Genomic DNA, 22,611 nt, shown 5'->3' with positions numbered 1-22,611 from the left:
CTCCCACACCGGAAGGCCTTCGGTGAACGCCCAGGTCACCCGGCCCGTACGAACGTACGAAGCGGGAGGGGCGCCTCGTTCGTGGAATGACGCGTCCGCGCTTCCCGTTAGCATGGACATCCGCACCGAGCAAGGCCATATGGGGAAGGTGTCATGACTGCCAACGTCGACGGAGTGCCCGAGAAATTCGCGACACTCGGGCTGACCTACGACGACGTGCTGCTGCTGCCGGGCCCGTCGGACATGGCTCCCGACGAGATCGACACCGCCTCGTACGTCTCCAAGAACGTGCGGGTCAACATCCCGCTGCTGTCCGCCGCCATGGACAAGGTGACCGAGTCCCGCATGGCGATCGCGATGGCCCGCCAGGGCGGCGTCGGCGTGCTGCACCGCAACCTGTCCATCGAGGACCAGGCCAACCAGGTCGACCTCGTCAAGCGCTCCGAGTCCGGCATGGTGGCCGACCCGATCACCATCCACCCGGACGCCACCCTCGCCGAGGCCGACGCGCTGTGCGCCAAGTTCCGCATCAGCGGCGTGCCGGTCACCGACGGCGCCGGCAAGCTGCTCGGCATCGTCACCAACCGCGACATGGCCTTCGAGACCGACCGCTCCCGCCGGGTGAGCGAGGTCATGACGCCGATGCCGCTCGTCACCGGCAAGGTCGGCATCTCCGGCGTGGACGCCATGGAGCTGCTGCGCCGCCACAAGATCGAGAAGCTGCCGCTCGTCGACGACAACGGCATCCTCAAGGGCCTCATCACCGTCAAGGACTTCGTCAAGGCCGAGAAGTACCCGAACGCCGCCAAGGACGCCAAGGGGCGCCTGCTGGTCGGCGCCGCGGTCGGCGTCGCCGGTGACGCCTTCGAGCGCGCCCAGGCGCTGATCGAGGCGGGCGCGGACTTCATCGTCGTCGACACCGCGCACGGCCACTCCCGGCTCGTCGGCGACATGGTCGCCAAGATCAAGTCGAACTCCCACGTCGACGTCATCGGCGGCAACATCGCCACCCGCGAGGCCGCCCAGGCGCTCATCGACTCCGGCGTGGACGGCATCAAGGTCGGCGTCGGCCCCGGCTCCATCTGTACGACGCGGGTCGTCGCCGGTATCGGCGTCCCCCAGGTGACGGCCATCTACGAGGCCTCGCTCGCCGCCAAGGAGGCCGGTGTCCCGGTCATCGGCGACGGCGGTCTGCAGTACTCCGGCGACATCGCCAAGGCCCTCGTCGCGGGCGCCGACACGGTGATGCTGGGCTCGCTGCTCGCGGGCTGCGAGGAGTCGCCGGGCGAGCTGCTGTTCATCAACGGCAAGCAGTTCAAGTCGTACCGCGGCATGGGGTCGCTCGGCGCCATGCAGACCCGCGGCGACCGCAAGTCGTTCTCCAAGGACCGCTACTTCCAGGAGGGCGTCGCCTCCGACGAGCAGCTCGTCCCCGAGGGCATCGAGGGCCAGGTGCCCTACCGCGGCCCGCTCTCCTCGGTCGTCCACCAGCTGGTCGGCGGCCTGCGCCAGTCGATGTTCTACGTCGGCGGCCGCACGGTCCCCGAGCTCCAGACCCACGGCAAGTTCGTCCGGATCACCTCGGCGGGCCTGAAGGAGTCCCATCCGCACGACATCCAGATGACGGTCGAGGCGCCCAACTACAGCCGCAAGTGAGGCCGTGAACGCGTTCCACGCGCGCGTGCGGACGTGCTCCACGCGCGCGTGAGGCACGAAAAGGGCGGTCCCGGAACCCCGGGACCGCCCTTCCGCGTACCTGCGCGGGGGCGCTGTCGTACCCGTCGGGGATACTGGAAGGCGCTGCAACGCATCAGGGAAAGGCCACAGACGTGACTGAGATCGAGATCGGGCGCGGCAAGCGCGGCCGCCGGGCGTACGCCTTCGACGACATCGCCGTCGTCCCCAGCCGCCGTACGCGGGACCCGAAGGAGGTCTCGATCGCCTGGCAGATCGACGCCTACCGGTTCGAGCTGCCGTTCCTGGCCGCTCCCATGGACTCGGTCGTCTCCCCGGCCACCGCGATCCGCATCGGCGAGCTCGGCGGCCTCGGCGTGCTGAACCTCGAGGGCCTGTGGACGCGGTACGAGGACCCGCAGCCCCTGCTCGACGAGATCACCGAGCTGCCCGCGGAGAGCGCGAGCCGCCGGCTCCAGGAGATCTACCGGGCGCCCATCAAGGAGGAGCTGATCGGGCAGCGCATCAAGGAGGTGCGCGACTCCGGCGTCGTCACGGCGGCGGCGCTGTCCCCGCAGCGGACGGCTCAGTTCTCCAAGGCGGTCGTCGACGCGGGCGTGGACATCTTCGTCATCCGCGGCACGACGGTCTCGGCGGAGCACGTGTCCGGTGCGCACGAGCCGCTCAACCTGAAGCAGTTCATCTACGAGCTCGACGTCCCGGTGATCGTCGGCGGCTGCGCCACCTACACCGCGGCCCTGCACCTGATGCGGACGGGCGCGGCGGGCGTCCTGGTGGGCTTCGGCGGCGGTGCCGCGCACACCACGCGCAATGTGCTCGGCATCCAGGTCCCGATGGCCACGGCCGTCGCGGACGTCGCGGCGGCCCGCCGCGACTACATGGACGAGTCCGGCGGCCGGTACGTCCACGTGATCGCGGACGGCGGCGTCGGCTGGTCCGGGGACCTCCCCAAGGCGATCGCCTGCGGCGCCGACTCCGTGATGATGGGGTCCCCGCTCGCGCGCGCCACGGACGCGCCGGGCCGCGGCCACCACTGGGGCATGGAGGCGGTCAACGAGGAGCTGCCGCGCGGCCAGAAGGTCGACCTCGGCACGGTCGGCACCATCGAGGAGGTCCTCACCGGTCCCTCGCACACCCCGGACGGCTCCATGAACATCTTCGGCGCCCTGCGCCGCGCCATGGCCACGACCGGCTACAGCGAGCTCAAGGAGTTCCAGCGCGTCGAGGTGACGGTGGCGGACTCGCAGCACAAGCGATGACACCGCGCCGCGCCTGAGCACGGAGAGGGGCCCGGCCGCCCGCGAGGGGCGACCGGGCCCCTTTCGCATGCCCAACTGCGATGGCGGGGGCGCGTTTTCGCGGAAGGGGGCGTGCGGTGGTGTTCGCGGTGAGAACGAGCGGTACGGCGCCGCTGGGACGGTAGTGTCCGTTTCCGGCGCCCCAGTTGTCTGGGTCGCCCCCTTCCAAGGACATCGTTCCGGACCCCGGCCCTCGGGGCCCGGCCCGAGTTCGCACGTGCTGTCCACCGGGTCTCTGGGCAGCGTCGTGGAAGGGGGCGCCCATGGAACGTCACCGCAGGCCCACCCGCTGGGACCGGATCCGTCTTCGGACGGTGCAGTGCCGGAGGAGGTGGATCTTGCGGATTTTCGGATGGTGAGCGGCCACCCCTACGACAATTAGGGGTGGACACTCCGTGAACCATCTTGGAGCCTGCCTCAGTAACCCGCTGGGGCGGGCTCCGCCCTTTTGTACGGTACCGGATTCGCTGTGGGGCGGTCCGGGTGCCGGAGGAGCTTTCCTACGCTAGCGGCGGTAGCGCCCGTGTGCCATCAGCCCCGGGAGCTCGCTGTCTCCGCGCGCGCCCCCTTCACAACCGATGCGCCGCCCCCGTCGGTGCCGCCCCCCGCGTGTCGAGGAGGAGCTGGGCCTTGACCGACAGGCCCTGGAGGTCGTACGTGCGGTGCTGCTGGAGCAGGATCGTCAGGTCCGCGTCGGCGACCGCCTCGTAGAGCGAGTCCGCGCGCGGCACGGGCCGGTCGAGCACGCTCCAGGAGTGCACCAGCGGGTCGTGGTAGCTGAGGGAGGCGCCGAGCTCCGTCAGCCGGACCGCGATCTCGTGCGCCGGCGAGCCCTTCAGATCGGCGACGTCCGGCTTGTAGGTGACGCCGAGCAGCAGCACGCGTGCGGCCCGCGCGGACTTGCCGTGCTCGTTGAGGAGCGCGGCGGCGCGCTGGACGACGTACTGCGGCATGTCGTTGTTGACCTGCTGGGCGAGTTCCACCATGCGCAGCGTGCGGCCGCCGGCGGGTCCGTGGGGGCCGGTCAGGTCGTCGAGCGGGACGGTGTGGCCGCCGACGCCGGGGCCGGGGCGGAACGCCTGGAAGCCGAACGGTTTGGTCTCCGCGCAGCGCACGACGTCCCACAGGTCGACGCCCAGCTCGTGGCAGAGCACGGCCATCTCGTTGACGAGCGCGATGTTGACGTGCCGGTAGTTGGTCTCCAGGAGCTGCACCGTCTCCGCCTCGCGCGGTCCGCGCGCGCGTACCACCTTGTCGGTGAGGCGGCCGTAGAACGCGGCGGCCGACTCGGTGCAGGCGGGGGTGAGCCCGCCGATCACCTTGGGGGTGTTGGCGGGGGTGAAGCCGCGGTTGCCGGGGTCGACCCGGCTCGGCGAGTACGCCAGGTGGAAGTCGCGGCCGGCCCGCAGTCCGGATCCCTTCTCCAGCAGCGGGCGCAGGAATTCCTCCGTGGTCCCCGGGTACACGGCCGATTCGAGGATCACCGTGGTGTGCGGGCGCAGCCGGGCCGCGAGGGCGCGGGCGGCGGCCTCCACCTGTCCCAGGTCGAGCGTGCCGTCGGTGCCCCGCGGAGTGGGAGAGCAGATGACGGCGGTGCGGACGCGGCCGAGTTCGGCGGGGCCCGTGGTGACGCGGAAGCCGCTCGCGTGCATCCGGCGCAGCTCCGCGGCGGTGAGGGAGCCGGCGTCGGGCCCGGTGCGGTACCCGACCGTGGGAATGCCGGCTGTCACCGCGGCCTGGGCCAGGGGCATGCCCAGGTGACCGAGTCCGATGACGGCGAGATCTGCGGGCATGGAGTGGGCCGTCCTTCCCAATAACCGGAGCGGGGCAGTCGCGCAAGCCCTGTGGACAGAATGAGCGAGCGCAATGTCAGACTAGGAGTAAATATGACCGAATTGCTGGATTGGTTCGGCGCGTCTTCATGAGTGTTCCGGCAGGTGCGGGCGTCGCGGCACGGTGGACAGCTCGTGTGCGAAGGGTCGGGGCGGGGTCCCCGGCCTGCGCGGATGTCCTGGCGCCCGTGGTTGTCCACAGGCTGAGGGCGGCTGGTGGCCGAAGTCGGGCAAGACGGTCAGAATTGCGGGCATGGGGGATGTGGGCCGGGACTCGCCGGACGGGTGAGGCCGACGCGACGAACAGCGGGAGGCAGCGGTGAGGACAGCGGCACTGGGTCCGGCGCAGCGCGCCGAGGCACTGGCGGGAATGGCCGAGCGCGAGCTGGACGTGCTGGTCGTGGGAGCGGGCGTGGTCGGCGCCGGCACGGCACTGGACGCGGCCACCCGCGGCCTGTCCACGGGGCTGGTCGAGGCCCGTGACTGGGCGTCGGGCACCTCCAGCCGGTCCAGCAAGCTCATCCACGGCGGACTGCGCTATCTGGAGATGCTCGACTTCGCACTGGTGCGCGAGGCGCTCAAAGAGCGCGGGCTGCTGCTCGAACGCCTCGCCCCCCACCTGGTCAAGCCCGTCCCGTTCCTCTACCCCCTCCAGCACAAGGGCTGGGAACGGCTGTACGCGGGCTCGGGCGTCGCTCTCTACGACGCCATGTCGATGGCCCGGGGGCACGGCCGCGGGCTGCCCTCCCACCGCCACCTGACCCGCCGCCACGCCCTGCGCGTCGCGCCCTGTCTGAAGAAGGACGCCCTGGTGGGGGCGTTGCAGTACTACGACGCGCAGATGGACGACGCCCGTTACGTCGCCACCCTGGTGCGCACCGCCGCCTCCTACGGTGCCCGGGTCGCCAACCGGGCCCGCGTCACCGGGTTCCTGCGCGAGGGCGAGCGCGTGGTCGGTGCCCGGGTGCAGGATGTCGAGGCGGGCGGCGAATACGAGGTACGCGCCAAGCAGGTCGTCAACGCGACCGGGGTGTGGACCGACGACACCCAGGGGATGGTCGGCGAGCGCGGCCAGTTCCATGTGCGCGCCTCCAAGGGCATCCACCTGGTGGTGCCCAAGGACCGCATCCACTCCACCACCGGACTCATCCTGCGCACCGAGAAGTCCGTTCTGTTCGTCATCCCCTGGGGGCGGCACTGGATCGTCGGCACCACGGACACCGACTGGGACCTGGACAAGGCCCACCCGGCCGCCTCCAGCGCCGACATCGACTATCTGCTCGAACACGTGAACTCCGTCCTCGCGGTGCCGCTCACCAGGGACGACGTGCAGGGCGTGTACGCCGGGCTGCGCCCGCTGCTCGCCGGGGAGTCGGACGCCACCAGCAAGCTCTCCCGCGAGCACACGGTCGCCCACCCGGTGCCGGGTCTCGTGGTCGTCGCGGGCGGCAAGTACACGACGTACCGGGTCATGGCCAAGGACGCGGTCGACGAGGCGGTGCACGGCCTGGACCAGCGGGTCGCGGACTGCGTCACCGAGGACGTTCCGCTGCTCGGCGCGGAGGGCTACCGAGCGTTGTGGAACGCGCGGGCGCACACCGCCGCGCGGACCGGCCTGCACGTGGTACGGCTCGAGCACCTGCTGAACCGTTACGGCTCGCTCACCCAGGAGATCCTCGACCTGATCACGGAGAACCCCTCGCTCGGCGCACCGCTCCCGGGCGCCGACGACTACCTGCGCGCCGAAGTCGTCTACGCCGCCTCGCACGAGGGCGCCCGGCACCTGGACGACGTCCTCACCCGGCGCACCCGCATCTCCATCGAGACCTTCGACCGCGGCACGCGCAGCGCCAGGGAGGTCGCGCGGCTGATGGCGCCCGTGCTGGGCTGGGACGAGGACCAGGTCGAGCGCGAGGTCCAGCACTACGAGAAGCGTGTGGAGGCCGAACGCGAGTCGCAGCGCCAGCCGGACGACCTGACGGCCGACGCGGCACGGCTGGGCGCGCCGGACATCGTGCCGCTGTAGGCGGCCGACCGCCGCTGTGGCCGGTGCGCCGGGCAGTCGCGAAGCAGGCCGGGCCCTCGGCAGGCGGGCCGGCCGGGCCGCCTGCCGGGCTGGGCGGGGTCGGCGGGCCGACGGTCCGGTTGAGCGGGGTCGACCGGCCGACGGTCCGGTTGAGTGGGGTCGACCGGGCCGGGTTCACTCGAACGGGTGGACCGGAGCGGGATCTCCGTTCGGAACCCGGTCGTTCTACGGGGTGCGGACGCAGAACTCGGCCGACAGCAGGGCCCGCTCGAGACCGGAGTCTGCGAAGGCGTCCGTGTTCACGCGGTACGTGAGCACACGACGACCGTCGACGGTGGCCGCGGTGCGCACGTAGCTGCCCGGTATCCGGCCGTCGTGTCCCCACACCGTGGTGCCGCACGGAAGGGTCACCGGATAGATCCCGGAGCCGTACACCCCATGTGCGGTGCGGGTGTCGAGCATCTCGTGCAGCCAGTACGGGGGCAGCAGTCCGCCGCCGAGCAGGGCCGCGTAGAAGCGGTCGAGGTCGGCGAGCGTGGTCACGAGCTCACCCGCCGCGCCGGCCACGCGCGGGTCGAGTTCGGTGACGTCGGACCCGTCGGCGGCGTAGGCCCGCCCGTGCGGGGAGGGGAGCGTGGTGCGGGCGCCCGGGAAGGACGTGCCCGTGAGACGCAGGGGGGTGAGGATGCGGCGCTCGGCCTCGTCGGCGTACGAGTCTCCGGTGACCTGCCGGACGACCATGCCGAGCAGTACGTAGTTGGTGTTGGAGTACGAGAAGCGGCCGGGTGCCGCGGGGGAGTGGGTGAGAGCGATGCGTACGGCCTGACGCGGGGTCACGGGAACCATGCCTTCGGTGTCCGCGGTGAAGTCGGCCAGTCCGCTGGTGTGCGTGAGCAGGGAGCGCAGGGTGAGGGTGCGGCCGTCGTTGCCGTGACCGTGCACCAGCCCGGGCAGGTGGTCCTCGACGGCGTCCGACAGCGACAGCCGGTGTTCGGCGGCGAGTTGGAGGACGACGGTGGCGAGGAAGGTCTTGGTGACGCTGCCGGCGCGGAAGTGGTCGGCGGGGTGGAGGCTGTCCCCGGACCTGGGTTCGGTGCCGGTGCCGGTGCTGGTGCTGGTGAGGGCCGAATCGGCCTCGGCGTGCGCGAAGTGAGTGCCCGTCGGGTCCTGGGCGAGGAGTGCGCCGGCGCGGACTCCGCCGCGGGCGACCAGGAGGGAGAGGACCGTGTCCGTCGCCGGGCGGGCCCGGGCCGCGGGGCCGGCCGTGTCCGCCGGGCCCCGGGGGGCGAGGGCGAGCAGGGGGAGGGTCAGGGCCACGGCCGCCAGGGAGCGGCAGGCCCGGCGCAGCGGCATCGGCGTCCTCGTTTCGTCACCGCACATCATGGAGGACCGCCGGCCGCCCCCGCGCACCAGGTGGTGGGAGCGTGCCCGCTCCGGACGGTTGTCCGGCCGCCGGTGCCGTGCGGCCCCCGGCGGGCCGCCGTACGGGGCACCCTGGGCGCCGGGTGGTCCGTGCGTGAGTAACAATGAAGGCTCTGTCAGGGCGGGTTGCATGAGGGGACGCATGTCGGAGGCGGAGCGGGCGGGGTCATCCCGTCAGGACAAGAGCGGACGTCTCCTCGCCGGGCGGTACCGGCTGGGAGGGGTCCTCGGCCGCGGCGGCATGGGCACGGTGTGGCGGGCCGAGGACGAGACCCTCGGCCGTACGGTCGCCGTGAAGGAGCTGCGGTTCCCGTCGAGCATCGACGAGGAGGAGAAGCGCCGGTTGATCACGCGGACGCTGCGCGAGGCGAAGGCGATCGCGCGGATCCGCAACACGGGTGCGGTGACGGTCTTCGACGTCGTGCAGGAGGACGACCGGCCCTGGATCGTCATGGAGTTGATCGAGGGCAAGTCCCTCGCCGAGGTCATCCGTGAGGACGGCGTGCTGGAGCCGAGGCGCGCCGCCGAGGTGGGGCTCGCGGTCCTGGACGTGCTGCGGGCCGCGCACCGTGAGGGGATCCTGCACCGGGACGTGAAGCCGTCCAACGTGCTGATCTCCGAGGACGGCCGGGTGGTGCTGACAGACTTCGGCATCGCGCAGGTCGAGGGCGACCCGTCCATCACCTCGACCGGCATGCTCGTCGGCGCCCCCTCCTACATCTCCCCGGAGCGGGCGCGCGGGCACAAGCCGGGGCCGGCGGCGGACCTGTGGTCGCTCGGCGGGCTGATGTACGCCTCGGTGGAGGGCACTCCGCCGTACGACAAGGGCTCGGCGATCGCCACCCTGACGGCGGTCATGACGGAGCCCGTCGAGGAGCCCAAGAACGCCGGCCCGCTGCGGAGCGTCATCTTCGGGTTGCTCGCCAAGGACCCCGAGCAGCGGCTGGACGACGCGGGCGCCCGGGCGATGCTCAACGAGGTGATCAACGCCGCCGATCCCAAGGAGGCGGGCCCGGAGCCGGTGGACGCCACGCGGGTGGTGGCGCTGCCGCCGGTGCCCGAGGAGGGCGCGGGCGCCGACGGTGCCACCGGCAGGCGGGGCGAGGAGGCGGCGGAGAAGCTGCGCGGGGCGCTGCGTTCGGTGCGCAAGGCCGCGGGTGCCGCGACCGCCTCGGTGACCGCCCGCTCCAAGCGGGGCGGGGCGGAGCCGGCGGCCGGGAGCGGGACCGGGTCCGTCACGGAGGAGAAGTCCGGCACCGCGGGGGCCGGCCCGGCGTCGGCGTCCGCCGCCGTGGGTGCCGCCGGCGCGGCCGGTGCCGCGGGATCCGTGAGTTCCCCGGCCTCTCCACGGACGGCGACGGCCGGTACGAAGCCGGCGGGTACGGGCGCGACGAAGGGCGCGAGCGCGAGCGCGGCCAGGAGCGGCGCGGCGGTGTCGTCGGGTGCCGCGGGTGCCTCCGCGGCACCGGCCGCTTCCCAGGCCGCTTCCCCGGCCCCCTCCTCTTCCCCGCGCTCGTCCTCGACCGCCTCCGGGGCTTCCGGCGGGCGGGCGGGGGGCATGGGGGGCACCGCGGTCGTCGCGTCGAACTCCGGTTCGGGGAAGACCAGTTCGGGATGGCCCGCGGTGCCGGAGCCGGACCGTCCGCGGCGGCCCGCGTCGCCGCCCCGGGCGCCGATCACCGACGTGGTCCCGAAGCGGGCGCTGGTGGTCGTCGCCGTGGTCGTGGTGCTCGCCGTGCTCGGCACGGTGCTCGCGCTGACGCTGGGCGACGACGGCTCGAAGGACGACAAGGGCGCCGGCACCAAGGCGGCCGCCTCCAGCGGGGCGAGCGGCGGCGGCTCCGGCAAGAGCGGCAGCGGGAAGGGCAGCGGCACCGGTACCGGTACCGGCAAGGGGGGCGGGGAGGCGGACGAGCGGTCGGCGGACGGCTCGACGGCGGGCTCCGCCACGAGCGCGGACGAGGGTGAGGAAGGGTCCGGGGCGTCCGGGTCCTCGGACTCGTCGTCGGACGGCTCCTCGGGTTCGTCCGGTTCCTCCGGCAGCGGCAAGGTGACCACGTACAAGGGCGCTCAGGGGTTCTCCATCGGGCTGCCCAAGGGATGGAAGTACAGGACGACGGACTCGGCCGGGGCCCGGTTCACCGGCCCCGACGGACAGCGGCTGCTGATCGCCTGGACCTCTACGCCCAAGGACGACCCGGTGGCGGACTGGAAGAACCAGGAGCGCTACATGACCCGGGCCCAGTACCACCGGATCCGAATAGAGAAGGTGGACTACCGCGGCTGGAACACGGCCGACTGGGAGTTCACCTACTCCGACGACGGGACGAAGTACCGGGTGATCGACCGGGGTTTCGTCGTCAACGACCACCAGGGCTACGCGCTGATGTACTCGGCGAAGTCGGCCGGGTGGGGCGCCAGCCTGCGCAAGAGCACGTGGAAGACGCTGAACACCACCTTTGAGCCCAAGTCGTGAGGTGGCGTCATATAACGGGGCGAAGCGCCATCTGTCGTCACGTGCGGTGACAGGCCGGCCGGGCTGACGTTACGTTCCGTACGGTTCTGGGGCGGCGAGATGTCATATCCCTCCATGCGGGTTGCCTACGGCACGTATCGTGAGTGGTTGCGAACCGTACGAAGCCACAACGGGGCGCAAGGCGAGCGGAATTGACCAGCCGGCCGGCCGGGGGAGGCATCGTGGACGACTACGCGGGACGGGTCCTCGCCGACCGCTACCGCCTGCCGCTGCCGGCCGCCGACGAGGACGAACTCGCCGACGGACGCGCCTTCGACACCTACAGCGGGCAGGAAGTCCTCATCCGGCAGGTGCCGTTGCCGGAGGTGGTCGAGGCGGAGGTGCTCGACGCGGACGGGCTGCCGGACGGCTTCGTGGCCCGGGACGCCGGTGCGCGGAGTGCCGGGGCGCGCGGTCCCGGCGGGCGGGGGGCCACGCGCCGGCCCGCCGATCCGGCGGTGCGGCGCGCGATCGAGGCGGCGCAGGCCGCCGCGCGGATCCCCGACCACCCGCGGCTCGACCAGGTGTTCGACGTGTTCGCCGAGGGCGGCTCGCTGTGGGTCGTGAGCGAGCTGGTGCCCGCGCGGTCGCTGGCGACGCTCCTCGCCGACCAGCCGCTGACGCCCTACCGCGCGGCCGAGGTCGCCTCCGACGTGCTGACCGCCCTGCGGGTGCTACACGCGCACGGCTGGGTGCACCGCAACATCACCGCGCGGACGGTGCTCGTCTGCGACGACGGCCGGGTGATGCTCACCGGGCTCGCGGTCGGCGCGGCGGAGGAGGCGCTGTGCGGCTACGACCCGGTGCCGCCGCCGGACGTCGAGCCCGGGCCGGGGCCCGGCGGCGAGGGCGGCGCCGGGGCACCCGGTGTCGTGCCCGACACCTTCCGGGGGCCCGGCGCCCGGCCCGGGGCGCCCGGGGGGGCCGGAGGCCCGGCCGTTCCCGGCCCGGGTGCGGCGGGCGCGGGACCGCTGGTTCCGGGGGCCCGGGGCGGCGGACCCGGTGGCCCGGGCGTGGGTCCCGGGATGCGGGGTGCCGTGGGTGCCGCCGGCGGGATGGTGAGCGCACCGGCCGAGGGCGCCCTCGGGGCCGTGGCCGGCGGCATGAACGCGGCGGACGCGGAAGAGGCGCGCCGCGCGGCGCTCGAGGCCCGCGCGAACGGGGCGATGACCCCGCAGGGCGGCTCCGGGGGCGTACTGGCGCCCGGGCCCAGGGCGCTGGAGGCCGGGGACGACGTGCGGGCGGCGCGTGCGGGGGCGATCGCCGCCTACCGCGCCGGGGCGCGCGCCGCCGCGCGCGTGCAGGAGGAGGAGCGCAACAGCCGCGCGGCGCTCCCCGCGCCGCGCCCGGCGAACAGCCTTCCGCCCGGCCGCCCGGAGTCCGGGGCGGACGCGGCGGACCCTGACGGCGGCCGGGAGGCGATGCCTCCGCAGGCGCTGTCGGGCCAGGATCCCGCGCACGGCGTGGAACAGGCGCCGGCTCCCGGCCGGATCGCGGACCCGTACGGCGTCCTGGGCAGGCCGGGCGCGTACGGCCCCGGTGCCGCGAGCGGTCCGGCGCGCCCGGGCGCTCCCGGCGGCGTGAACGCGTACCGCGCGCCGGGCGGGCAGAGCCCCTACGGCACCGGTCCCGAGGGCCCGGCGGCGTACGGCACCGCTCCGGACCAGCCGGGAGCCCCCGGCACCGCGGAGGACCCGAACCCGTACCGCACACCGGGCGGCCGGACCGCGCCCGGCGGCGGAGCCGCGTCCGACACCCCGGCCGGCCGGGCCGGGTACGGCTCCCAGGGGCGTCCCGCCGCCCCCGGCGCTCCGGGCGACCCGGCCGGCTACGGCCCGCCGGCGGGGCGCGAGGGGCATGGCCCCGGCCTCCAGGGCCGTCCCTCCGGAGCCGATTCCGCGGGGGACCCCACGGGGTACGGCGGATCGGCGGGCCGGGCGGGGTACGGCCCCCGGGACGGCTCCGGTGCCCCCGGCGTCCCGGCCGGCGGCTACGGCGCCTCCGCGGGGCGATCGGGGCACGGCCCCCAGGAACGTCCTCCCGTGCCCGGTCCCGCGGGGCGCCCCGGTGGCTACGGCTCTGCGGCCGGCCGGGCCGGGTACGACTCCCAGGGGCGTCCCCTCGCCTCCGGCCCCACGGGTGACCCCGTCGAGCACGACACCTCGGCGCACCGGACGGCGTACGGACCGCGGCGCGGCGTCACCGGCCCCGCCGGGCCCGCTGCCCCGGCCGAGGGTGCCGGGTACGTCGAGTACGGCACCTCCGCCGGTCGTGCGGCGTACGGCCCCCCTGGTGGACCCGCCGTCTCCGGCCGTCCCGACCCGGCTGGGGACGCGTGCCCGGCCTACGGCGCCGGTGACCGTCCCGCCCCGTACCCCGGCGCCCCGCGCGCTCAGGACGCGCCCCCCGCGCACTGGGGCCGCAGCGCGCCCGGGCGTGCGCCCCAGCGTGGGCCCGGTACCGCGCTGGAGGCGGAGCGGGCGCGGCAGGCGCGGATGACGTTGGTCGGGCCCGTGACCGAGCGCTGGGCGCCCGAGCAGGCAGGCCCCGTGCACGAGAACTGGCAGCTGGCCGCGCCCATCGGCCCCGCCACCGACCTGTGGGCGCTCGGCGCGCTGCTGTTCCGCTCGGTCCAGGGGCACGCCCCGTACCCCGAGGAGAACACCGCCGAGCTGGTCCAGCTGGTGTGCGCGGAGCCGCCCGCGTTCGCCGAGGAGTGCGGCCCGCTGCGGCCGGTCGTGGAGTCGCTGCTGCGCCAGGACCCCACCGAACGCCCGGACTTCGAGGAACTGCGCGGCTGGCTGCGCTCGCTCGTGCGCTCGGCGCCCGAGCCGGAGGCCGGCGCGCACGTCGTGTCCGCGCCCCCCGTCGACACCCGCAGGCTGCCCATCCTCCGGCGCCGCGGCGAACTCGTCCGGCGCCGCAGGGCCGGGCTGCCCGTCGCCACCCGCGCCCGCCACCGGGGCGCCCGCGCCGGCCGCCCGCGCCGGCTCGGCCGCACCCTGCTCGTGCTGATACTGCTGGCGATGGCCGCGGCGGTGGCGTACGCCGTGGTGTTCCTGCCGAAGAACGGGGCGCGCGACGACGGCGCGGGCGCCGACCGCACCGGAGCCGCGGGCGAGGCGAGCGCCGCTCCCGCACCGTCGGAGAAGGGCGGCGGCCCCGGGGGCGGCGCTACGTCACCCGACGCCGCCAAGAGCCCCTCGAAGTCCGCCGACGACGACTCGCAGGCCCAGAGCGACGGCGGTTCCGGCGTCGCCCAGGGCTTCACCCTGCGCAAGGACAGCGAGGGCTTCCGGGTCGCCGTCGCCAACGGCTGGGACCGTGCGCCCAAGAACGGCAGCGGCCAGGTCGTCTACTCCCACGGGGAGTTCGAGCTGATCGTCGTACCGGGCCGGGACAGCACGGGCAAGTACGGCACCGACCTGCTGACGTACCAGCGCGAGAAGGAACCGGAGACGCAGCCGTTCCGGGACTCGACCTGGGCGACGTCCACCGGGATGCGCCGCATCGACGTGGGCGGACGGACCATGGCGGAGGGCCAGTTCACCTGGACGGACGGCGGCAAGGAGCTGTACGTGCGCAACCTCGTGCTGCTGCTCGGCAACCGGTACCACGTGGTGCAGGTGCGCGGCCCGGAGGCCGAGCGGGACGAGGTCACCCGCCTCTACGAACAGGCCGAACGGACGTACAAGGCCACCGGCTGACGGCCGGACGACCGAGGCGCGGGGCCCCGGCCGACGGCCAGTAGGCCGGCCGTACGACGCCGTCGTCGAACGGCCGTCGGGCGTCGGCCGTACAGGCCCCCGCGGGCCCCCGCCGGGTCCCCGCTGGGCCCCCTCCACCCGTCGGGCATCGGGTGTTATGTCGTCACTCGCACCCCTGACGCAACACCAGATCCCGCAAGTCCCAAGCGTCACAGTGTCGTTTCCGTAGTACCCCGCCGGTTCCCAGTGTGGGTACAGATCTTTACGCTGGCTCTGTCAAGACCATTGCGGGGAAACGTGAATCAGATGCAGGGCCTGCTTCTCGCGGGACGCTACCGGCTCGTCGACCCGATCGGCAGCGGCGGCATGGGCCGCGTATGGCGCGCCCGGGACGAGGTGCTCCACCGGTCGGTCGCCATCAAGGAGCTGACGGCCGCGCTCTACGTCACCGACAGTGACCGGGCGGTGCTGCTGGCGCGCACCCAGACCGAGGCGCGGGCGGCCGCGCGGATCAACCACTCGGCCGTCGTCACCGTGCACGACGTGCTGGAGCACGACAACCGGCCGTGGATCGTCATGGAGCTGGTCGAGGGCGGCTCGCTCGCCGACGCCGTCCGGGACCGGGAGCGGCTGGAACCGGCGGAGGCCGCCCGGATCGGGCTGTGGGTGCTGCGCGCCCTGGGCGCCGCGCACGCGGCGGGCGTCGTGCACCGCGACGTCAAGCCCGGCAACGTCCTGCTCGCCACCGACGGACGGGTGCTGCTCACCGACTTCGGCATCGCCCAGGTCGAGGGTGACACGACCATCACCCGCACCGGGGAGATCGTCGGTTCGGTCGACTATCTGGCCCCCGAACGCGTGGTCGGCCAGGACCCCGGGCCCGCCTCCGACCTGTGGGCGCTCGGGGCCACGCTGTACACGGCGGTGGAGGGCCGCTCGCCGTTCCGGCGGACCTCGCCGCTGACCACCATGCAGGCCGTGGTGGACGAGGAGCCCCCCGCGCCGCGCTACGCCGGACCCGCGCTCGGCCCGGTGATCGAGGCGTTCCTGCGCAAGGACCCGGCGACGCGGCCGAGCGCGGCCGAGGCCGAACAGATGCTCGCCGAGGCGGCGGAGGGCCGCCGCCCCCGCGCGGCACAGGCGTACGTCCCGACCCGGCACGTCGACATCGGCGGCGCGGGCACCGCGCAAGGCGACGTACCGGACGGGCCGGACAGCGGGAGCGCGGCCGACGGGCGGCGCACGGCGGTGACGCCCGGCGGCTTCCCGGACGCCTCCGGGGCCCCGCACGTGTCCACCGCCAACGGTGTCGGCACGGCCGTCACCAACTCCTCCTCCTCCGGCGGCGTTGCCGCAGGTCAGGTCACGAACCCGGCCGCGGGCCACACGCCCGCCACCGGGCACACGGCCACGCCGGTGCCCGGGCGGGCCACCGTCGGCACGCACATACCCGGGGCGCCCGGCGGCCCCGCCCACCCCGCGACGCCGCCCTTCGGCGCCACGGCCCACCCCGCGACGCCCCCCTTCGGCGCCACCGCCCACCCGCAGTCGGCGCCCCCGGGTGCCGGGGGCCGGCCGCGCCGCCGCGGCCGTACGATCGCGCTCGTACTGGCGTTCGCCGTGGTCGTCGGCGCCGGCGGCGCGCTGGCCTGGAACTACGTCGGCAACGGCGGCACGGACGGCCGCGGGGGAGACACCTCCGCGGCCGACACGGCCACCACCTCCCCCTCGGACTCCGGCTCCCCCTCCGCGTCCGCCTCGTCCGGCGCCGACGACACGGCGTCCGGGGCGGTCCCCGACGGCTGGCAGCGCGTCGACGACCCGCTGGGCTTCAGCGTCGTCGTCCCCGACGGCTGGAAGCGGCAGGTCGAGGGCACCCAGATCGACTACACGCCCGACGGGGGCGAGCACTTCCTGCGCGTCGCCATCGACGACTCCCCCGACTTCGACAGCGCGTACGCACACCAGATCGACCTGGAACAGCAGTTGAAGCGGCTGGTGAACTACAAGCGGGTCAGCCTGGTGGCCAACACCTACCGCGACTGCCAGGGCGCGCTGTGGGACTTCACCTGGACGGCGCTCGCCAAGGACGGACCCTTCCCGGGCCCGCGCCGGGCCATCGAACAGGCGTACATCAGCCGGGACGGCGTCGAGTACGTGCTCTATTTCTCCTCGCCGGCGGGCGACTGGGACACGGTACGGCCGCAGTTCGACAAGATGCTGCGCGGGTGGCGCCCGCCGGCCCAGGGCTGAGCGGCGGCCGGGAGCGACCGGAGGCCGCGCGCCCCCGAAGTCCACCGTCCGTGCTGCCGTGCGCCCGGCCCCGAACGTCGCTTGTCGGCCGACCGCCTTCCGTCGCACGGGGTGGCGGCGGTGGGGTGCGGCATGATGGGGCGCATGGGGACCGAGGGGGAGAACGTCCGTGTGATCGCGGGCCGTTACCGGCTTCGGGACAGGCTGGGGCGCGGCGGAATGGGCGTCGTCTGGCGTGCCACCGACGAACTGCTCGCCCGGGACGTGGCGGTCAAGGAGCTCCCCTTCGACGACTCGCTCTCCGCGACGGAGGCCCGCGCCCGGCGCGACCGTACGCTGCGGGAGGCGCGCGCGGTCGCGCAGCTGGGGCATCCGCACATCGTCGTCGTCCATGACGTCGTGGAGGACGACGAACGCCCGTACATCGTCATGGAGCTGATCGACGGCGGTTCGCTCGCCGACCGTCTCGCGGCCGACGGTCCCCTGGACGTGCGGGAGGTGGCGCGCATCGGGGTCGATCTGCTCGGTGCGCTGCGCCGGGCGCACGAGGCCGGGGTGCTGCACCGTGATCTGAAACCCGCCAATGTGCTGCTGGAGCGCGGCACCGGCCGGGTCGTCCTCACGGACTTCGGCATCGCCCAGGTCGCCGGCGCGACGACGCTGACCGAGACCGGGTCCTTCGTCGGCTCGCCCGAGTACACCGCGCCCGAACGGATGACCGGGGCCGGGACGGGGCCGGAGTCCGACCTGTGGTCGCTGGGCGCGCTGTTGTGCGCGGCGCTGAGCGGCGAGTCGCCGTTCCGCCGGGACTCGCTGGGCGAGGTGCTGCACGCCGTCGTACTCGACGACATCCGGCCACCGGAGCGGGCGGGGCCGCTGCTGCCCGTCGTACGGGGACTGCTCGACCGCGACCCGGAGCGGCGCATGGGCGCGACGGAGGCGGAACGGCTGCTGCGGGAGGTGCACGAGACGGGGCGTGCGCCGCGCGGGACGGCGACGGGGCGCACGCCGGGGCGCTTGGCGCGCGGCACGGCGGGGCGCACGCCGCTCGGCTCGTATCTGGCGCGCACGCCCTCGTACACCCCGACACAACGGGATGTGCCGCAGGCGCCCGCAGCCACGCCCCCCGTCACCCCACGGCCGCCGGGACGGTACTCGACGCGCGCCCTGCTGCTGGCGGCGGCGCTGGTCGCCGCGCTGACGGGCGCGGGCGTCACGGCGGCGGCGCTGCTGGTGCACGGGGACGGCGGCGGGGGCGGGGAGCCCGGGCGTACGGGCCCGGGGGCGTCGGTGACCGCGACGGGGCCGACGACCACGGTGGCGTCGCCGGGGGCATCCACGAGGGCGTCCACGAGCGCGTCCACCCCGGCCTCCGGCCCGACCGCTTCGACGACCGCCTCCACGGCGGCCGGACACACGGCCCCGTCCGGCTACCGGACCGTACGCGACCCGGACGGCTTCTCGCTCGCCGTACCGGACGGCTTCACGCGCCGGTCCCAGGGCGAGCGTGTGTTCTACATGTCCGCGGGCGGGCACGTCCGCATCGGCATCAAGGTCACCGACCCCGACCCGCGCGGCCCGCTCGCGGTGATGCGCCGGGCGCACGCCGGGGGCCCGTCCTCGAACCCGGGCTACCACGACGGCAGCGTCACCCGCACCGGGCACGGCGGGCACCCGGCGGCGCTGTGGGAGTTCACCTGGGAGGGCTTCGACACGGCCGCCGAGGGTCCGCGTCACACCTACGACCTGTGCTGGGACGAGGGCGGCCGGATGTACGACGTGTGGGTGTCGGCGCCGGTCGGCAAGGTACGGGAGGCGAGGGAGTACTTCGACGTGGCGGTGGACACGTTCACGGCGGCCAGTGTCACAGGTGGGTGACCGGTTTCGGACGGGTGTGGTGCCGCCCCCCGCTCCCGCGCTAAGCATGGGGCATGAGCGACAACGGGGGAGCCCCACCGGGACCGGACGAGCCGACGAGCTACGCGCTGCAACCACCGCGCGCGCCTGCGCCGTACCCGGGCAACCCGTACGCGGAACCGAGTGCGCAGCCACAGCAGCCACAGCAGCCGCACCCGCACCCGCCGCGGCAGCGGCCCGAGCAGCAGCGGCCGAGGCCGCACCCACAGCCGCAGCCGGCGATCGCACAGGCCGGACCGGGTTCGCCTGCCGGACCAGGCGCACGAACCGGACCGGGCACGCCTGCCGCCCCCGGCGCACAGACCCGGCCGGACGCACCCGCCGCCCCGCCACCCGCCTCCGCCCCCGGCGCCGGGCGCCTCGTCGCCGGGCGTTACCGCCTCCTCTCCCGCCTCGGCCACGGCGGCATGGGCACGGTGTGGCGGGCCAAGGACGAGACGGTGGACCGGGAGGTCGCGGTCAAGGAGCCGCGGGTCCCCGACCACCTGTCCGAAAAGGACCGCGCCACCGTCTTCGAACGCATGCGCCGCGAGGCCCGCGCCGCCGCCCGCCTGGACCACCCGGCGGTGGTGACCGTGCACGACGTGGCCGTGGTCGACGGCCGGCCGTGGATCGTGATGGAACTGGTCCACGGCCGCAGCCTGGGCGACGCGCTCCAGGAGGGCACCCTCGACGCGCGCGAGGCGGCGCGCGTCGGCCTGGAGGTGCTGGGCGCGCTGCGGGCCGCGCACGCGGCGGGTGTGCTGCACCGTGACGTGAAACCGGACAACGTGCTGCTCGGCCGTCACGACCGGGTCGTCCTCACCGACTTCGGCATCGCGCAGATCGAGGGCGACACGCGGCTGACGGACACCGGCGGCTTCGTCGGCTCCCCCGAGTACATCGCGCCGGAGCGGGTGCTGGGCCGGCGCCCGGGCCCCGCCGCCGACCTGTGGTCGCTGGGCGTCCTGCTGTACGCGGCGACGGAGGGCGTCTCCCCGTTCCGCCGCAGCAACACCCCGGCGACGCTCCAGGCCGTCCTCAACGCCACGCCCGCCCCGCCGGCCGCCGCGCGGGGACCGCTGGCGGAACTGATCGGCGCCCTGCTGCACAAGGACCCGGCGCACCGCCCGGACGAGCCCCGGGCTCGCGCCCTGCTGGAACGGGCGGCGGCCCCGCCCCCGCCCCCGGCACCGACCCAGCGGGTGACGCTGTCCTCGCCCGCCGACGGCGCCGACGGCATCCGCATCGGCCGCAAGACCCTGCTGCGGGTCCTGGGCGGCCTGGGCGCGGCGGTCGTCGCGGCGGCGGTGGCGACGTACCTGGTCGTCGCTGACCCGTTCGCGGGCCCCCTCCCCGACGGCTGGACCAAGCACCACCTGACGAGCCTGGGCGCGACCCTGCCGGCCCCGGCGTCGTACAACGAGACGAAACCGGCCGCCGACGACACCGACAAGAACTGGGTGACGTACACCGACCCGAGCGGTGCGATCGCCCTCACCCTGCACGTGACCCGCAAGGCGGAGGACACCGGCCACGACATCAAGTCCTCGGCCGCGGCCGAGATGTACGCGGACAACGACGACCTGAAGGCCAACGGCGACTACAGCCGCGAGATGCCGGCCAACCCGCACACGGCCCCCGACGGCAAGGCCACCTTCCACGGCAGACCGTCGGCGGAGAACACCCTCTCCTACACCACCACGGACAGCACCGACCCCCGCCCCCGCGAGGAACGCGTCTTCTACTACAAGACGTCGGCGGGAGACATGTACGAGGTCACGATCGGCTACCCGGGCAAGGGCGACGTCACCGCCAGGGGCCGCGAGGTCGCGAGGACGACCCTGGCCAACCTGGACATCGACACGCTCTGAGCCCACGCCCGCAGCGGCACCGGCGGCCGAACCCGCCCGCCGGCGCCGCCAATGCCGTCGAGATCTCAACTCCGCTCGTGGCGGCGGTGGTCGTCGCGTGAGCGCGTGATCGGGGCCGGGTACGGAATCGCCATCGGTGCCGGTGGTATCCGCGCGTGCGGTTCATGACATCCTGTGGCGTCGCGCGACGTCACGGGAGGCCGTATGGGAACGGCGGACGTCCGGGGGGTTTGGGGAAGGTCGATGAGGCTCTGCTTCCTGGTGGAGGAGCAATACCGCCGCGACGGGATGCCGGTCGAGGTGATCCGGCAACTGACCTCCTGGGGGCACCAGGTGGACGTCGTGCGGCCGGGCAGTTCCCTGCTGCGCGTCTCCGAGGACGTATGGGCAGGCACGCATGACGCGTGGGTCCTCAAGACCGTCTCCGGCGGTCCCGGGCTCACCCTGCTGGAGGCCGCCGCCTCCGTCGGCATGACGACCGTCAACGACGCCCGGTCGATACGGGGCGTGCGCGACAAGGCGCTCGCCGCCGCCATCGGCCGCAGCCGCGGGCTGCCGCTCCCGCCGACCTACGCGGCCGCGCGGCCCGAACTGCTGGCCGAGATACCGGAGTCGGAGTACCCCCTCGTCGTCAAGCCGGCCGACGGCAGCTCGGGGCGGGCCGTGCACCTGGTCACATCGCCCGCCCGGCTCGCCGAGCTCGTCCCCGTACTGGCGGGGGAGTCCATGCTCATCGCCCAGCCGTACATCCCCAACTCCGGGATGGACCTCAAGGTCTACAGCGTCGGCGGCGAGCTCTACGCCACCGAGCGCCGCTCCCCGCTCCACCCGGACCACGCGGTGCGCGAGCGCGGTGTGCCGCTCCCCGCGGAGGTCGCCGCGGTGGTCGCCCGGGCCGGGCGGGTCTACGGCCTGGACCTGTACGGCGTCGACGTCCTGCTCGGACCCGACGGCCCCGTCATCGTCGACGTCAACGACTTCCCCAGCTTCCGCCGGGTCCCGGACGCGACGGCCCGGGTGGCCCGTGCGGTGCTCGAACTGGCGCGCGACGGGGGCCGGGCCCCCGGCGCCGCCGAAGAGTCCTTCGCGTACCCGTCCGAGCAGCCCTTCGTGCACCCGTCCGAGCGGCCCTTCGCGCAGCCGTCCGAGCGGCACGACACCGCCGTCGAGCCGCCGCAGCTGCCCCGTCCCCGTTCCGCGCAGGTCACCGCCGCCGCGCGCGAACGCATCTGAGGGCCCGGGGACCCCGTGAGGATCGGCCTGATCACGTCCGCCCCCGGGCATCCACTGCTCGCCGCCGCCACCGCACTGCTCACTCCCGGGCACCAGGTGGTGCACCTGGACCCGGAGACGACCGACGCGACCACCACGCCGCTCGCCGACGTCCATCTGCTCAAGGCCCGCACCCCCCGCGCCCTGGACCTCGCCGCCGCGCTGGAGCGGCGCGGCACCCCCGTCGTCAACTCGGCGGCGGCGACCGCGCTCTGCCAGGACCGCACCGCCATGGCGGACCTCGCCCTGCGGGCCGGGCTGCCGTTCGCGGCCACCCGCACCCACGCCACCCTCGCCGAGCTGGCCGCCGGCCCGCCGCTCACCGGCCCGGTGGTGGTCAAGAGCCGCCACAGCCGCAGAGGGGACCTGGTGGCGCGGGCCGACAGCGACGTACGGCTGCGGGAGCTGGCCGCCGCCATGCCGCGGGAACCGGTCGTCGTACAGGACTACGTGCCGAACAGCGGTGACGACCACAAGCTGTGGGCCGTCGGAGAGCGGATCTTCGCCGCCCTGCGCCGGTCGGAGCTCTCGCCCGAGGGACGGGGGCCGGCCCGGCCGCTCCCCGGGGGCGGGCTGCCCGCCGGCTGGGCCGGCCTGGTCCGTCGCGTCGGCGAGGTCTTCGCGCTCGACGTGTACGGCGTCGACGTCCTCGACACGGGCGACGGCACCCCGCTCATCGTCGACATCAACGCCTTCCCCGGCATCCGGGGGCAGTCCGGCGCCCCGGAGGCACTGGCGGCGCTCGCCCTGGCCGTGGCGGGCGGGGACAGGGAGCCACGGCCCACCGCAACCCCCTGATCAGCCCCTTCGCTGCCAGCGAT

At 74.4% G+C, this 22,611-nt stretch carries 12 protein-coding genes; 10 read left to right on the top strand and 2 right to left on the bottom strand.

All coding sequences use genetic code 11. The features are described 5' to 3' along the window. Positions 1-153 precede the first annotated feature (153 nt). Both guaB and IO29_RS17630 read left to right on the top strand, forming a co-directional pair. Positions 154-1,656, top strand: coding sequence for an IMP dehydrogenase (gene guaB, locus IO29_RS17635; RefSeq protein WP_030380445.1), 1,503 nt, complete (start codon positions 154-156; stop codon positions 1,654-1,656). 173 nt (positions 1,657-1,829) lie between these two features. After that, positions 1,830-2,954: a GuaB3 family IMP dehydrogenase-related protein gene (locus IO29_RS17630; protein WP_030380444.1), complete on the top strand. Its 1,125-nt coding sequence runs from the start codon at positions 1,830-1,832 to the stop codon at positions 2,952-2,954. A 608-nt stretch (positions 2,955-3,562) separates the two neighbouring features. Here IO29_RS17630 and IO29_RS17625 read toward each other — a convergent pair. Further along, the gene (locus tag IO29_RS17625) at positions 3,563-4,786 is read right to left on the bottom strand and encodes a nucleotide sugar dehydrogenase (protein ID WP_030380443.1); all 1,224 of its coding nucleotides are present in this window, start codon (positions 4,784-4,786) and stop codon (positions 3,563-3,565) included. A gap of 358 nt (positions 4,787-5,144) precedes the next feature. On the opposite strand from IO29_RS17625, the gene IO29_RS17620 reads away from it, so the two are divergent. After that, a complete protein-coding gene (locus IO29_RS17620) occupies positions 5,145-6,851 on the top strand; it encodes a glycerol-3-phosphate dehydrogenase/oxidase (RefSeq protein WP_030380442.1) in 1,707 nt (568 codons plus the stop codon). Positions 6,852-7,076: 225 nt separating this feature from the next. Here IO29_RS17620 and IO29_RS17615 read toward each other — a convergent pair whose 3' ends face one another. Beyond that, positions 7,077-8,204, bottom strand: a complete 1,128-nt coding sequence (locus IO29_RS17615) for a serine hydrolase domain-containing protein (RefSeq protein ID WP_030380441.1) — start codon at positions 8,202-8,204, stop codon at positions 7,077-7,079. Between the two features lie 211 nt (positions 8,205-8,415). On the opposite strand from IO29_RS17615, the gene IO29_RS17610 reads away from it, so the two are divergent. The 7 genes from IO29_RS17610 to IO29_RS17580 all read left to right on the top strand — a co-directional run bounded on the left by IO29_RS17610 (position 8,416) and on the right by IO29_RS17580 (position 22,588). Continuing rightward, positions 8,416-10,749 (top strand): serine/threonine-protein kinase, encoded by a 2,334-nt coding sequence (locus tag IO29_RS17610; protein WP_030380440.1) that lies wholly within the window; start codon positions 8,416-8,418, stop codon positions 10,747-10,749. A gap of 221 nt (positions 10,750-10,970) precedes the next feature. Then, positions 10,971-14,495 carry a protein kinase gene (locus tag IO29_RS17605; RefSeq protein ID WP_033225848.1) on the top strand — a complete coding sequence of 1,175 codons (3,525 nt, stop codon included), beginning with the start codon at positions 10,971-10,973 and terminating at the stop codon, positions 14,493-14,495. A 306-nt stretch (positions 14,496-14,801) separates the two neighbouring features. Next, positions 14,802-16,748 carry a serine/threonine-protein kinase gene (locus tag IO29_RS17600; protein WP_030380438.1) on the top strand — a complete coding sequence of 649 codons (1,947 nt, stop codon included), beginning with the start codon at positions 14,802-14,804 and terminating at the stop codon, positions 16,746-16,748. A gap of 144 nt (positions 16,749-16,892) precedes the next feature. Beyond that, a complete protein-coding gene (locus tag IO29_RS17595; protein ID WP_030380437.1) occupies positions 16,893-18,626 on the top strand; it encodes a serine/threonine-protein kinase in 1,734 nt (577 codons plus the stop codon). A 53-nt stretch (positions 18,627-18,679) separates the two neighbouring features. Continuing rightward, positions 18,680-20,518, top strand: coding sequence for a serine/threonine-protein kinase (locus tag IO29_RS17590; protein ID WP_030380436.1), 1,839 nt, complete (start codon positions 18,680-18,682; stop codon positions 20,516-20,518). 243 nt (positions 20,519-20,761) lie between these two features. Further along, the gene (locus IO29_RS17585; protein ID WP_030380435.1) at positions 20,762-21,751 is read left to right on the top strand and encodes an ATP-grasp domain-containing protein; all 990 of its coding nucleotides are present in this window, start codon (positions 20,762-20,764) and stop codon (positions 21,749-21,751) included. Between the two features lie 15 nt (positions 21,752-21,766). After that, positions 21,767-22,588, top strand: coding sequence for an ATP-grasp domain-containing protein (locus tag IO29_RS17580; protein ID WP_030380434.1), 822 nt, complete (start codon positions 21,767-21,769; stop codon positions 22,586-22,588). The last annotated feature ends 23 nt before the right edge of the window (positions 22,589-22,611 follow it).

This window comes from Streptomyces sp. NRRL F-6676 (assembly GCF_000725625.1).
In the GTDB taxonomy this organism is placed as follows: Bacteria; Actinomycetota; Actinomycetes; order Streptomycetales; family Streptomycetaceae; genus Streptomyces.
This window is presented reverse-complemented; position numbering and strand designations above follow the sequence as displayed.